At 48.5% G+C, this 13,268-nt stretch carries 17 protein-coding genes and 2 pseudogenes; 3 read left to right on the top strand and 16 right to left on the bottom strand.

Annotated features, from left to right (window positions below; all coding sequences use genetic code 11):
• Window positions 1-169: 169 nt before the first annotated feature.
• Both DXA66_RS03440 and DXA66_RS03435 read right to left on the bottom strand, forming a co-directional pair.
• Window positions 170-298: pseudogene (locus tag DXA66_RS03440) on the bottom strand (Maff2 family mobile element protein); the annotation flags it as partial.
• Between the two features lie 85 nt (window positions 299-383).
• Window positions 384-1,271 (bottom strand): annotated as a pseudogene (locus tag DXA66_RS03435) (VirD4-like conjugal transfer protein, CD1115 family); the annotation flags it as partial.
• 124 nt (window positions 1,272-1,395) lie between these two features.
• Here DXA66_RS03435 and DXA66_RS03430 point away from each other — a divergent pair.
• Window positions 1,396-2,709: a hypothetical protein gene (locus tag DXA66_RS03430; protein WP_101874392.1), complete on the top strand. Its 1,314-nt coding sequence runs from the start codon at window positions 1,396-1,398 to the stop codon at window positions 2,707-2,709.
• A 56-nt stretch (window positions 2,710-2,765) separates the two neighbouring features.
• On the opposite strand, the gene DXA66_RS03425 is transcribed toward DXA66_RS03430, so the two are convergent.
• The 5 genes from DXA66_RS03425 to DXA66_RS03405 form a co-directional block, all read right to left on the bottom strand.
• On the bottom strand, window positions 2,766-3,131 hold the full coding sequence (locus DXA66_RS03425) for a hypothetical protein (protein WP_117541254.1): 366 nt from the start codon (window positions 3,129-3,131) through the stop codon (window positions 2,766-2,768).
• 77 nt (window positions 3,132-3,208) lie between these two features.
• Complete coding sequence (locus tag DXA66_RS03420) at window positions 3,209-3,403, bottom strand: transposon-encoded TnpW family protein (protein WP_015533371.1); 195 nt, start codon at window positions 3,401-3,403, stop codon at window positions 3,209-3,211.
• A 43-nt stretch (window positions 3,404-3,446) separates the two neighbouring features.
• Complete coding sequence (locus DXA66_RS03415) at window positions 3,447-4,310, bottom strand: ATP-binding protein (protein WP_118526819.1); 864 nt, start codon at window positions 4,308-4,310, stop codon at window positions 3,447-3,449.
• The gene (locus DXA66_RS03410; RefSeq protein WP_118526817.1) at window positions 4,307-5,071 is read right to left on the bottom strand and encodes a phage replisome organizer N-terminal domain-containing protein; all 765 of its coding nucleotides are present in this window, start codon (window positions 5,069-5,071) and stop codon (window positions 4,307-4,309) included. Before DXA66_RS03410 ends, DXA66_RS03415 begins: the two co-directional genes overlap by 4 nt.
• Window positions 5,072-5,184: 113 nt before the next feature.
• Window positions 5,185-5,583 carry a cysteine-rich VLP domain-containing protein gene (locus tag DXA66_RS03405; protein ID WP_015536523.1) on the bottom strand — a complete coding sequence of 133 codons (399 nt, stop codon included), beginning with the start codon at window positions 5,581-5,583 and terminating at the stop codon, window positions 5,185-5,187.
• Between the two features lie 126 nt (window positions 5,584-5,709).
• Here DXA66_RS03405 and DXA66_RS03400 point away from each other — a divergent pair, with 126 nt between their 5' ends.
• A complete protein-coding gene (locus tag DXA66_RS03400) occupies window positions 5,710-5,988 on the top strand; it encodes a type II toxin-antitoxin system RelB/DinJ family antitoxin (protein WP_005924829.1) in 279 nt (92 codons plus the stop codon).
• Window positions 5,985-6,275: a type II toxin-antitoxin system YafQ family toxin gene (locus DXA66_RS03395; protein WP_002596328.1), complete on the top strand. Its 291-nt coding sequence runs from the start codon at window positions 5,985-5,987 to the stop codon at window positions 6,273-6,275. The genes DXA66_RS03400 and DXA66_RS03395 overlap by 4 nt, the downstream gene beginning before the upstream one ends.
• 107 nt (window positions 6,276-6,382) lie before the next feature.
• Here DXA66_RS03395 and mobQ read toward each other — a convergent pair whose 3' ends face one another.
• The 9 genes from mobQ to DXA66_RS03350 form a co-directional block, all read right to left on the bottom strand.
• Window positions 6,383-7,828, bottom strand: coding sequence for a MobQ family relaxase (mobQ, locus tag DXA66_RS03390; protein ID WP_118526815.1), 1,446 nt, complete (start codon window positions 7,826-7,828; stop codon window positions 6,383-6,385).
• 186 nt (window positions 7,829-8,014) lie between these two features.
• Entirely contained in the window at window positions 8,015-8,305 is a 291-nt protein-coding gene (locus tag DXA66_RS03385) for a DUF3847 domain-containing protein (RefSeq protein ID WP_118526813.1), read from the bottom strand.
• 28 nt (window positions 8,306-8,333) lie between these two features.
• Entirely contained in the window at window positions 8,334-8,795 is a 462-nt protein-coding gene (locus tag DXA66_RS03380; RefSeq protein WP_014080228.1) for an RNA polymerase sigma factor, read from the bottom strand.
• Between the two features lie 10 nt (window positions 8,796-8,805).
• Window positions 8,806-9,258 (bottom strand): sigma-24 (feci), encoded by a 453-nt coding sequence (locus DXA66_RS03375; RefSeq protein WP_014080229.1) that lies wholly within the window; start codon window positions 9,256-9,258, stop codon window positions 8,806-8,808.
• Between the two features lie 103 nt (window positions 9,259-9,361).
• Window positions 9,362-9,775: an RNA polymerase sigma factor gene (locus DXA66_RS03370; protein WP_014080230.1), complete on the bottom strand. Its 414-nt coding sequence runs from the start codon at window positions 9,773-9,775 to the stop codon at window positions 9,362-9,364.
• 454 nt (window positions 9,776-10,229) lie between these two features.
• Window positions 10,230-10,691 carry a hypothetical protein gene (locus DXA66_RS03365; protein WP_038259777.1) on the bottom strand — a complete coding sequence of 154 codons (462 nt, stop codon included), beginning with the start codon at window positions 10,689-10,691 and terminating at the stop codon, window positions 10,230-10,232.
• 5 nt (window positions 10,692-10,696) lie between these two features.
• On the bottom strand, window positions 10,697-11,512 hold the full coding sequence (locus DXA66_RS03360; protein WP_014080233.1) for an ABC transporter permease: 816 nt from the start codon (window positions 11,510-11,512) through the stop codon (window positions 10,697-10,699).
• A gap of 12 nt (window positions 11,513-11,524) precedes the next feature.
• The gene (locus DXA66_RS03355; protein WP_118526811.1) at window positions 11,525-12,319 is read right to left on the bottom strand and encodes an ABC transporter permease; all 795 of its coding nucleotides are present in this window, start codon (window positions 12,317-12,319) and stop codon (window positions 11,525-11,527) included.
• Window positions 12,312-13,238 (bottom strand): ABC transporter ATP-binding protein, encoded by a 927-nt coding sequence (locus DXA66_RS03350; RefSeq protein WP_025543457.1) that lies wholly within the window; start codon window positions 13,236-13,238, stop codon window positions 12,312-12,314. Before DXA66_RS03350 ends, DXA66_RS03355 begins: the two co-directional genes overlap by 8 nt.
• Between the last annotated feature and the right edge of the window lie 30 nt (window positions 13,239-13,268).

Here is a 13,268-nt window from a genome sequence, read left to right as displayed (position 1 = left end):
TAGACGCGCATTAACGGCAAGCAAAGAGATTGCTGTGTCAGCTTGATATGTTCAAATGCTAATTAAGTATAGCACACAGCTATGAATTTTTCTATTGCGTTCCCCTGACTTCGGAATAGTGGCAGGGCTGGCTGTCTTTGTTTTGCTTTGTGCTTCTCTACCGTACATGAGCATTTGCCGCAGGGTTGTCCGACCCGTAACCTTCCAGAAGGTTGATGACGCCCCATACCGCCAGACCGGCGCCAAGAGCCATGACCAGAATTTTGAGAATGTCGATTGCCTGATTGAAAAATTCCATATACGTTCCTCCATTTTGTTTGATGGTTTTGGGTACAAAAAAAGCCGCCCACATCGGCGGCGCTTCGGGTCATCATGGCCCGAAGTTACACAAACTCGTCGCTGTCCAGATCATCGAAGTTCAACAGGTCAGCTTCTTCGTCCGTGTCAGAGCCGTCCACTTCGTACACCGTGTATTCGTCCTCTGGCTTTAGTCTCAATGGCCGGTGGCGGAACAGGCTTTCCAAGCGGAAGGCGTTTTTCTTTTTATCAAATTCGGCTGTGTACTTGTAATTCGGGTGCTTTTTCAAGTCATACTTCGGGGACAGGAAGGGCGGGAGCCCCCTAAGCTGCAAGATACATTTATCCCCGGGCATGGTGGTGATCTCGCTGGTGGTCATCAGCTCCCGGCCAAGCCGCTGCATATTCTGGCTGTAACTTTCAGACTGTCCACGGCTTCGGCCCTCGGTCTGCATAGAGATGGTGGCCTTGCCCAGCCAGTTTTCCGAAATATCCTTTAGGGTGGAAGCCTCCCGGCCTCCGAGGAATACGATACTGTCCATGTTGCCCATGATGGTTTCGGAATGGTCTTTGTACAATGCCTTGCACTGGCTCATTGCCTGATAAAAAAGCGTCAGGCTGATCTCACGGGAGCGGATGACGGCCACGATCTTTTCCAGCCCCGGCACCTGTCCGGTATTGGCTGCCTCGTCCCACAGCACCCGCACATGGTAGGGCAGACGCCCGCCATAGGTGTTGTCAGCCCGTTCACACAGAAGGTTGAACATCTGCGAAAAAGCGAGGGCAACCAAAAAATTGTAGGTGGTGTCCGTGTCGCTGATAAGAAAGAACAGCGCCGATTTTTCATCCCCCAGCTTATCCAGCTCCAGCTCGTCATAAGACATGATCTCCCGAAGTTGGGGAATATCAAAGGGAGCCAGCCTTGCACCGCAGGAAATCAAAATGCTTTTGGCTGTCTTGCCCGAAACGAGTTGTCAAGGACTTTTTATCAAAAAAATAAGCAACAGTATTATCTGTTGCACTATGCTTGTTGTGTATGTCATTTGGCTGTATAATTAATAATATAAATTTTACTGACGAGATCGGAGGTCATTGCAAGTGGATGATACTGTTTTATTTTTAAGCGCATATAATTCGACACAGTATAAAGCGACAAACTGGTTTTTACGAAAACTTCGTAATGTTATCCCGCACAAAAAGAAGCAGATGCAATCCTTACTGGAAAAGCATCATCTTTCTTTCGTGGCAACAGACGAGACTATTACTTCTGTTGATGGGAAAATGGAGGTAACGGCCCAATATGATTATGTACATCAAGCGACTACATTTTCCTTCAAATCAAAAGATTCAGCTGAAAAAGAAAATAATGCAAGTGACTCTTTGAAAGATTCCGGTTTCTATATCAATCTTAGGCACGCACAATCTATCTTAGTTGATGAACGATATTTCAAAATCGAATTTACTTTCTGGCTAGAGCCATTTTTAGTTTGGATAAATGGTCAGATGTATCAAATTGATGCCGGTGCCTTTATGATGAACAGTGTTTTGTTCATTGTTTTTGAAGTCATAAACTACAAAACAGGAAAACCACTTGCCAAAGATGATGTCGGGGCAAAAGCAGAAAACTACAACCTACTGTCTGTGGAGAAATATCAATTCTTTGATGAAGAGAAACCTGTCGAGGCAGGAATGAAAATTTCTGAAATAATATATGAAAATATTTCTGAGTTTATCTGGGAATTGACAAATAAGTGTTATCGTTCCCAAGAATATTTCTTTGTGCATGACACATTGGTCTTTTCGAATAATATTGAAAATATTTCAGATTACTTTTGCAAACTCATTGATACGAAAGCGCCTGCTGAACCAATTAAGGACATTAGTACAGTGGAAATATACCAATATTATCCACAAGCTGGTTGTAGTGTAGTTTCTGACTTTGATTGTGATAACTTTCAACCAATTTTATATTCGGCCATTATATTGGAATCGCTAAAACTCTATATTCATATTTTTCAAAACTCTAACCTTGAAAATGAAACAGATCTTCGGCGGTCGGTACGAAATGATATTTACTTGCAGAATCTTTTTTGCTCTCCTAATCTTCCAATTGAAACTCATAATTTATTGAACTACATTAAGGAAAGCGAGCCTTACAAAAAACATGCAGAAGCTCTTCACCTAAAAATATCCTATTTGACTGCACAAAATGAACTAAAGAAAAGCAGAAACTCTGCGATTTTGAATGTTCTGCTATACATTATTTCTTTACTCAGTGCTATCGGAACTCTTGATGTCATAGAAGCACATTTTGGTGTACCATTCAAATACAGCTTTATTATTGTGGTCACGCTGTTTATTCTCGGACTGTTTTGGGGAATAATAGAGTATCGAAACCATAGAAAGCTCTAAAATTCGTAACAACGTGCCAGAAGCATTTTATTGCTTCTGGCACGTTTGCATGTGAATTATTGGCGTCCACTTAGTAAATCGTCGCAGATATACGCATATTCCGGCAGCTGGTTGATATATGGTTCCCAGCGCCGCTTGATTTCGGCCAATTCCAGCGGATCGGCTGCTTCCAGCGCGTGATCGTTGCCCGTCATATATAAAACATCCGTAGCTACATCGTCCAAACACCTGTAACAGAGATCGGCGGCAGATTCGATTCTGATACCGGTATCCACATAGACTGGATTTACGCCAATCGCCAGCCAGACATAGCCTACCTTGTCCGACCAGAACAGTTCAAAATCAGGGCTTTGCCGCAGATGTTCCGCAAAGACCTCCTTTACTCGTTCAATTTCATGCTTCTCTTTTTCTGTGTAAAGCATTTTCGTGTCCTCCTTGACAAAAATTTTGGTGCGTACCATCATCAGTTTAGCACAAGGCGGCTTCGTTTATCAGTCTGTCACATCTGCTGAATTTCATTTTTGAGCATACGCTTGATTTTATCGCTCATGGTTTCTGTGCTGGTATTGCTGAAATGGACATGAACCTTGTAGGTTGTCTTGCCGATTTTCTTTACCATCGCTGGCGTGTTTTCCGGCGCTCTGGACGCAGTAGCGGCGTCTGCCACCTGCATAGTACGGGGTTCTCTGTTCATGGCGCTCCTTTCTCCGAACGGGTCTGTGCCGCCCGGTAAAAAATCAGTCTTGCTTACTGTTTACAATGTCTTTTGCTGTCTGTCGGGTAGCACCGGCATTTTCTTCCCGGAAATTCTTCCCGTTAAAAAGAATCGGCGCACACCGTTCCAGAATACGGTCATAGATACGGGCGTGGGCCAGATCAGGCGGGTTTTTCAGCTCGGACAGTTTCAAGTTTGTTGTGATAATCATGGGCCTGCGGCTGCGGTAGCGGCTGTCGATGACGAAAAACATCTGCTCCATAGCATATTCGGTACTGCGCTCTACACCCAAATCGTCAATGATAAGCAGGTCGTACTCATCAAAGCTGGCAATAAACTCCGACCTGTCCTCAGAGAACATCCCGGTCAGGCGGTTCAGAATGGTGGGAAAGTTCGTCATCAGCACCGGCACATCTTGGTCAAGTAGAGCATTGGCGATACATCCGGCGAAGAAAGACTTGCCGGTTCCCACATCCCCGAACAGCAGCAGGCCGGTGTTGTTTCGGCATGCCTCCTTCCAGTTCTCCACATAGGCGCGGGCCTTGTCTATCAGAGGATTTTGGCCGTTGTCGTTGGCAAAGGTGTAGTCGTACAGATAACGGTCTTGCAAGCCCTGTGCCTTTCGGCGTTTGATACGCTCCATACGGCGTTGCCGTTCTTCAGCAGCCTTGCGCTGCTCCTCAGCCTCCCGCTGGCACTGGCAGATGCAACGCGGCATAAAGTAGCCGGATTTCCCAAAGCATGGCACAACGGTCTGCCTCTGGCCGCCGCATTTCTTACAGTGAATGAGACCATCTGACGGGTCTATATACTCGTCCTCAGCCAATTCCACACCGGCAGCTGCCTTGTCGATGAACGCCCGGATTTCTGCGGTAATCTCAATCATACAGTTTCATCCTCCTTTACGCTGTAATCCCGGTTGCGTGAGGGTGTGACAGTTTTTTTAGCGTCCTCACCAGCCCAGCGCCGGATGGTTGCTGCATGGCTCTGATAACGCTTGCCGGTAGAAGCCATGTACTCGGACAGCTTTTCAATGTACTGTTCCCATACAGCAGGAAAGCTGGACTGCAAGTCTGCCAGTTCTTCATCCGTCAGGAAAACATTCTGGTAACGGCCATAGGTGTGGGCGGGGCGTACCTTCTCTATCTCTCTCTTTATCTCTATCTCTTTCTCTATCTCTATCTCTTTCTCTATCTCTTTCTCTAACTCTATCTCTATCTCTGGTGGACGAATGTCGGACAAATGTCCGCCACTTGTCCGTAGCGCAGAAAGAGCCTTATTTTGAAGCCTTGCAGCCCGCTTTCGCTCGGCCTCGGTAGAGGACTGGCCGATTAAAAGTTCGATGTTGCTCATGTAGAATGTGCCGCTGTCCAGCACTTCCACAAGACCCAGCTTCAAAAAGATCTGCAAGGCTCTCTCCACAGTGCCGATCTGCTGGCGGGTAATGGTGGCGATCATCTGCGCCGTGTAAGGGATGTCCTCGTCAAGCTGGAGCCGCCCGCCATGTTTCAGCGATTTCAGATACAGCTTGAGCAGAATGTTGGAATACAGCACACCGTCCTGCATACTTTCCAGCAGCACGATGGAATCATCATCAAAATAGTTTTCTTTGAGTTTCAGGTAATAATATTTTCGATTGTCTGACATAGGGTTCCTCCTTTGGGGTTCTCTTGGGATTCTGTACGCATTTTAAGGCCGTTTTAGGGGTCAGAGGATAAATCTATCAGCCTGCCTTTGACACCCTCGAAAAAAGCCTTGATTTACAAGGGTTTTTCAGCCCCTAAAGCGTGACATTTCTCTCGTTGTTTCCGCTTGCGCTTTGCGGCGTTGATCCGCTTCATGCGCGCGGCACATTCCGGGCAGTATTTGGCTCGGTTGGAGCCGGGAGTAAACAGCGCCCCGCATACGGCACATTTCTTAGCATTCAGCCGGTGGAACAGTGCCGTTTCCAGTTCCTTATCCTGCGGTAATACCGCCGCCCGAAACCACCTGCACAACAGGGAGTAGGAAATAGACTGGACACAGACACATTCCTCCCCATCGTCCAGAGCGATACAGTTTCCGTCGATGTAGTTGCAGCACTCATGCACCAGCCTCCGCGCTCTGCGGTACTGGCGGTAATCCATGACAGGGATAGGTTCAGTCTTGTTGTTCTTCATAAATGATTTCTTTCATAAAGCCGGCAACCTCCTTGAATGAATTTATTGTTAAATATTCGTGCAAAGTATTGTTTTCTTCGTGCAAATGGCATATACTATGATTGCCAGCAGAAAGGGGTTGATCGTATGGCTGGAAATACCACAAACATCAGTATCCGCATGGACGCAGATTTGAAAGCGCAGGCGGACGCACTGTTTACTGAACTTGGCATGAACCTGACTACGGCGTTTAACATCTTTGTGCGTCAGTCGCTTCGTGAAGGCGGCATTCCCTTTGAGGTAAGGCTGGAACAGCCGAACAAAGAAACGGTTGCTGCCATGCTGGAAGCGGAAAGGATTGCAAAAGACCCGTCTGTAAAGGGCTACAATGACCTTGACGAGTTGTTTGCTGACCTGAAAAGATGAAAGAAACCAAATATACCGTCAAGTACACGACCAGTTTCAAAAAAGACTACAAACGAGCCATAAAGCGTGGCTTGAAGATTGAGCTGCTGGAGCAGGTCGTAGCATTGCTGGCAATGGGCGAACCGCTGCCGGATAAGAACCGTGACCATGACCTGTCCGGCGATTGGGCAGGTCATCGGGAATGTCATATTCTCCCGGACTGGCTGCTTGTCTATCGCATAGAGGATGATGTTCTGGTGCTGACGCTGGCCCGCACCGGCACACACAGCGACTTGTTCGGCAAATAAACAGTCTGCCGCCGTATGGGGAAACCTGTACGGCGGTTTTTCTGTATGCAAAGGTATGTCGTGAAACGCGACACACTTGACAGGGGTACGCCAAAACGCGGTAGCCTTTACCGCTCCGGCCCACGGTCGTGAGACTTGTCCCTTTCCTGTCGGGACAGCTGCTCGGCGGTTTTGCGGAGCCGTTCCACTGCTTTCAACTCCTCCCTCATGGATTTCATGGCAAGCGTGTCCGTCTGCTTTCCGGCGGTCAGCTGGTCGATCTCCCGCTGCCATGCCTTCGGGGTGATCCCCTCGCCGCTGTCTTTCAGTTCTTTCAGATACCGGGCTGCTGCGTCATACAGGATCAGTTCCCGGCTGTGGCGCTGCTCAAACTGTTCCCGCTTTTCCGGCTTTACTTTGGCAAGCTGTTTGTGGATGGGCTTGTACTGGTTGTACTGTTCCCACATCTCCCCGCGTTCGGTAAGAGTGGCGATCCGGCGCTCAGCCTTGACGATCTTTCCCCGCAGGTCATAGTAACGGCTGTTCATATCAGCGATTTTTTCATGAAGCTGCTGCATAGACTGGATGCCATTTGCCTGTAAAAAGCTGAATAGTGCAGCGCTTTCCTGCAAAGCCCGGATTTTTCCGGTGCGGGTGCGGGGAGTGTTCAACTGCTGCTGAGCCTCCCACAAAGCGGTCAAGCTGCTTTGCTGTGTTTGTGGTTTTTCCGCTTCGTCTTTCGACCAGCGATAAAGACGGGTAATGCGGGCTTTAATTTCTTTCAGCAGTTTGTTGTCGGCGGCGATCTGCCGGTTTACTTCTCCCTTGTCGGTGCGGATACCGCGCTTTTCCATTTGGCTGGCGGCTGGCCCCAGATGGACAGAGGGGATTTTATCAATGCCCTGCCGCTTGTAACTGCGGTGGTCAATACGCTCCGATCTACCGGCAGATTCCAGTGCCCGGTTGGTGTAGGCCGCCCACGCTGCCCGCCAAATCTCCACATTTCCTTTATCGTTCCAGTCGGTCGTATCCTCCCGATGATTTTTCCAGCCGCCTTTCCCATCCGGGATACGCTGTCCATTTTCGTCCAGATCGTATGCCTTGCGGCACTTGGCGCCCCACTGCCCGTTTTCTTTCAGAGGCCGGAGCGTCAGCATGATATGGACATGAGGATTGCCGGTTCCCTTGTCATGGATGGCAAAGTCGGCGCACATTCCTTTGTCTACAAAGTTGTCCTTCACATAGGCACGCACAAGGGCAAGCTGCTGTTCGCCGGACAGTTCACGGGGCAGGGCTGCTTCGATCTCGCGGGCAAGCTGGCTGTCCCTTGCTTTCTCAATTTGCTCCACGCTGTTCCAGAGGATAGAACGGTCTGCAAATTCCGGCGGGGCGTGGGCAGGCAGCATGATCTCCGCATGGACAATGCCGCCTTTCCGGGTGTAGTCGTGGGGCATTCCGTCCCATTCATTTGTCAGCTTGGTTCCGCTGCGGTAAGCAGCTGCGGCAACGGCTGAACGGCCTGCACTGCGCTTGATAATACTGACGGGGATATGACAGAAATCTATGGGGAACACCTCCTTTCAGTGAGGGATAACAGGCTCTGTGGAGCCGGACAAACGCAAAGCGGGTGTCCGGCTACGCAGAGCGCACAAGGGGTTTGGGGAGCGTAGCTTCCCATCGCGGACGAAGTACGCAACGCCCCCCGGCAGGGCGCACAGCACCGGCAACGGTGTATAAGTGCGCCCTTGTAAACAAGGGACTTATGGCGTGTCCCCGGATTTTGGCAGGTTTGCAGTCAATTCCACAGCCCCTGGAAGATGGGACAGGGCAATTAGAAATGCTTTGACCTCTGCGCCGGAAAGGTTGGGAGCCAGCGGAAAAATCCCCTCCAAAATGGCTCCGCGCTCAATCAGGCGGCGGGTGCGAACCCTGCGTTCTTCGTTTCGCTGCTTGTTCTCCAAAATCTTCTTTCGGTTTTCAAGCTGCCGAATCTCCTTCAGAACTTCCTCTTGTTCCTCACTTTTTGTTTGGGCTGTATTCTGTTCGTTCATGTCATGCACCTCTTTTCTTTGGAAATACTCATAGATTGACCGTCCATTTCTGACGCACAAAGTACCGGCGCAGCCTCCGCAGTGCGGCATGGATGGATTTTCCCGCCTGTGATGGCGTGATACCCTCCATTGCGGCAATATCTTTCACTTTCATACCCAGCATATAGCGGGCGTGGACACGGCGGGCCTGCATAGGCGGCAGGGAAGAAATGGCTTCATACAATCGCCGTATCAGTTCTTCGTATTCGGCTAATTCTTCTTTTTCTATCAGATGATCCTCCGGCGATGGCTGTGCCCAGCCGATTGCGGCATTTTCGATTCCGTCGTTACAATCGAGGGAATAAAACGCCTTATACCGGAACATCTTGCGCTCTCTGGCGGCCTCGGCTCTCTTATCCAGAAGAAACGCTTCGACGATCTCATCGGACACCTCCACAAAAATGTCCTCTTTGCAAAATGGATAATATTGTTTGAGATTGATGGTCTGCATAGGCACGCCCTCACTCTGTTTGAAAAAGGTCATCATAGCAGCGGCGCATATTCCGCAGACCCCGACGGATGGAAACGCTGACCTTGCTGCTGTGGACGCCCTCTCTCCGGGAGATTTCCGGCTGCTTGATACCGGCAATGTAGTAGGCGTGAACACGGCGGGCCTGTGTCGGAGTGGCATGAGTCAGAGCCACCAGCAGAGCTGCTATCAGGTGCAGGCGGGTGGTCATTTCTTCTCGTTCCAGCAAAATATCTTCCGGCGATCTGCTGTGTTCCAGTGCGTAATTTTCCAGCCAGCTGTATGCGTCCAGAGAGTAGTAGGCGCGGTGGTAGACTTTCCGACGCTCATAGTTCTCCATCTCCCGCTGGGCCTGATACATCGCTGCCCATACCTCGTCCGTAACATCCACAAACTCGTCATGCCGGTAGTGGGGATACATCCACCGCAGATTGATTGTTTTCATAGGCTTACCTCCTGAAAATCGGAGAGGCGGGCAGCTCGTCCGCTGTCCGCCCCTCGCTGAGATAAGGGAAATGATCCCTTTCACTTGGTAGCCAGAAAACAGGTCATTCGTTAAGCCTGTTCTCAAAGAAATTTATAAATTTTTTTCTGACCGCCTCCACACTTTGATACACAGCCACTTTGGAGCAGCCGCACAGCACACCGATCTCTGCAAGGCTCAGCCCGTCAAGCGCATAGAGCAGGAACCGGCGGCGCTGAGCCTCGGTACAGGTGTCCAGAACCGCCATCAGCTCATGCAGCGTTTCCATGCGGCAAAGGTATTCTTCCGGCGTTTCACCGTAGGCTCCTACACCCTCGGTGGTAATGATGTACTCGTCAAACTCCCGGCCATCCCAATGCCGCCGCTGTTCATGAAACAGGTTCTCCGTTTTGTGATCGGCCCGGTCAAGAAATTCATAGACTTCCAGCGTGACCTCCACGGCCACAACTTGTCCGTTATAATTGATGGTAACTTCCATCTGCCTTTCCTCCATTCAGATTTTTTGGGTAAATCTGAATGAGGCGGCGGGGAGCGGCACCGGGGATAAAGTTCGGGCCATGCTGACCCGATGTTCCGGCTCCATAAGGACAAAAAAGCGCCCGGACGGCATAAAGCCATACGAGCGTAATAGAGTATATTTTGTTGTTCAGTTACATGGTATAGTGCATACTGCTGACCGCATTGCTCCGCTGCTGGGAACAGGCTTTTTTTAGCTGGTGCAGATCACGGGCACTGTGAAAAAAGGCAAAAATAGACACGGCGGCAATCCTCCTATGTGCCGCCGTGGATTTACACGGTGTTAGGTCGTCGTTGGTTTAGGATAAACGAAAAGAAACGGCGGCTCTGCAAATCAAAGCCGCCGCTTCATAGGCGCGTGGAAATGTGTCTGCTTTACGACGGCTTTTTTTCTTTTGCCGTCGTCCGGCAGAATGTTACTCCATATTCAATTCAATGCTTCCAGTGAAATTTTCACATTCAATGCCGATATAGTTTCCACCTTCAGGGAGTGTAATTGTATCACTATATGTTCCGGTTGTTTCAAGCAAAGTGACTTCTTCATCAGCTCCAGAAATCCAAAATACTTTTGCAGTTCCATCCGTAACCTCCAGCGCGCAGTCAATAGACAGATCCTTACCCGCTTCACGCTTTATGGAAGTTCCGCCGAACAAATACTCTGTATCTGAAAAATCCTCATAGTTGGCTGTATAGCTTCCTGTATAATCATCAATTCCTTTTTCTTTCGTACCTTGTAAGGATGAATTTCCGGTAAGTGCTATGGAACCAGCAGACTGAACAATATTGTTATACTGATCGAGAACTTCATCTTTTGTACAACCGGAAAGCACAGAAGCGCCCAACAGTATCAAGCATAATGATAGAACTATTTTCTTCACAGGTATCACCTTCCTTTCCTGCGTACAGCACGCTTTCCTTTTCCCTTGGAATTTGCCTGTTTACGGGATTTTATTTCTTTTTTGTTACTGGACATCAGTAACAACAGCACCGCCCAGAGAACCATGATGCCAACCCCAATGACTGCCAGCAAAGGATTCGGGGCTGTGGTTGTTCCGGCATATCCACTCATGTCAAAGCCCACTAAAATCAGCGCAGCAGAAAACGGATAGATGCTGGCAAGGATACCGCCTTTGAAGAACAGCATGCTATATCCAAGGAAAAACGCCAGAATGGAACCTCCCAGATATGCCCCTCGGATCTGCCCAAAAATCAAGATCAGCGGCATACAGACCAAATAGGTCGTCAGAGCTGCCAACACGATCTGTGTACCTCCATGAAAAAACACTTCCACTGTCAGTCCCGATAATCCAACCGTCAATCCAGTAATCAAGGTAACGCCAACGCTGTATATTCCCAGCAGGACTGCAAAAATCCCGACCCAAAAGAGCTTAGCTCCCAGCATTTTCGGCATGGAAACAGGAATTGTCATGATGTTTTTCAGCGTATCATGGGTGGATTCTCTGTCAATCAGCCAGCTGCCAATCATCACCAGTGAAATCGGAAAAAACATCTGCGTATTGCCCCAGACAACATTCTCAAACAGAGTGGAAAAATCATAGTTTGGATTTCGGTACTCCGCCTCCACAATCAGCTGGCTCCCATATTGCACCAACGGACAGAGTGCAAGCGCCACCAGCCCCACCCAAAGTATTTGGCACCGGCGTAGCTTGAGCAATTCTGCTTTTAATAAATCCCACATAATTACACCCCCTTAGATTTCCTGGCGCCGGTAAACCAACGCAATCAGCGCAAGAAATACAACGGCTTCCACAACAATCACACCGAACACCTGAACACCATTCAGAAAATACGGACTGATCCGTTCCAACAAGTCTGCCAATTCCGCACTGGTCTGGCTTTGGTCATAAAATTGGAAGGTCCAGCGGAAAGCCAGCGGTCCCGGAAACAGGGTTCCGATATTCAAACCAAAAGGCTGTGTGAGGAACGCATCGCTCATCGAAAGGATATAATTTGCAGTCGTATAGAAAAAGGTAATCACGACCGACACGATATAGTTTTTATTAAGAAGAACAACGAGCAGGATACATGGAAGTGCGCCTACCCACATAATCAGCCCTTCTTCTATCCCAACGCCAAACAAGATCCAAAACCCAACCGGCTCCCAGCCCTGAAACAGCAAAACCGCAAGATTTACCAATCCTCCAACTGCCATAAAGCCAACGGCAAACAACAGTAAAACCAGCATCTTGGACAGCACCAGCTTGGTTCTATTTACCGGTACGGTAACAAGGTTTTTCAGTGTGTCATTATCAAGTTCCTCAAACAACAGATTCGAAGCCAGTATCACAAGAAGCGGCATCAAAAGCAAATATGCACTAAGCTGGAATAGGCTGGACATCACTCCATTTACAGCATCCACATCAGTGTTTACATCTGCCAGAAAGAAAGCATAAGCCAATGGCATGAAAACAGAAAGCAGTAGGGAAATAAATACCAATGGCTTCCGTTTCAATTTCAAAAATTCGCATTTGATTAGTTTAAGCAATTCCTTCGCCCCCTGTCACACGCTTGAAGTAATCTTCAAGACTTTCTTCACAGGTATGTGCTTCTGATACCTCCAATCCGTTTTCTACAAAAACAGTTACAATTTTCCCCACGGGTAGCTCCATATTGTGTAGACGCAGATTGTGGTCGTCTTGTATGGAAAAATTGGTTTCATGGAAATTGCGTTCCAAAATTCTTGCCGCCTGTGCAGTATCAGAGAGCGTGAACCGGATATGTTTACTGCTTTTTTGCTCCAGCTCAGCAAGACTTTCTTCTTCCAGCAATGCACCGTGGTCAATAATTCCAATATCGTCAGCCAGCAAGGAAATCTCCGAAAGAATGTGACTGGAGATTAAAATGGTTTTTCCTCTTGTGTCGCAAAGCTCACGGATAAAGGATCGCACTTCTGCAATACCGATGGGATCGAGGCCGTTGATCGGCTCATCCAAAATCAAAAGCTCCGGATCGTGCATGACTGCAAGGGCAATCGCCAACCGCTGCTTCATGCCAAGAGAGTATTGCGAAAACAGCTTTTTATCCTTGTAAGGTAGCCCGACTAAATCCAGAGCGTCTTTGATGGCATGATTGTTTGGTACTCCACGCAGGGTAGCAAAGATACGCAGGTTCTCCGTACCGGTCAGATTGGGATAAAAACCAGGGGACTCAATCAAACTGCCAATGCGGGGCAGCAACTTCTTTTCATTTCCTTGCAAAGACTTTCCCCAGATTTTGACCTCACCGGAAGTAGGCTTCGTTAAACCCAACAGCATTTTCATAGTTGTGGTTTTTCCGGCTCCGTTTCTACCCAACAGACCATAAATTCTCCCACGCTTCACATGGATATTTAAGTCAGCCACACTCTTTTGTGAGCCGTATTGCTTTGTCAGATTTTTTGTTTCAATAATATAATTTGAATCCATATTCAAAACCTCCTGTTCTGTAAGGTATTC

The sequence above is a fragment of the Faecalibacterium sp. OF03-6AC genome, from assembly GCF_003478175.1.
Classification (GTDB): domain Bacteria; phylum Bacillota; class Clostridia; order Oscillospirales; family Ruminococcaceae; genus Faecalibacterium; species Faecalibacterium taiwanense.
This window is presented reverse-complemented; position numbering and strand designations above follow the sequence as displayed.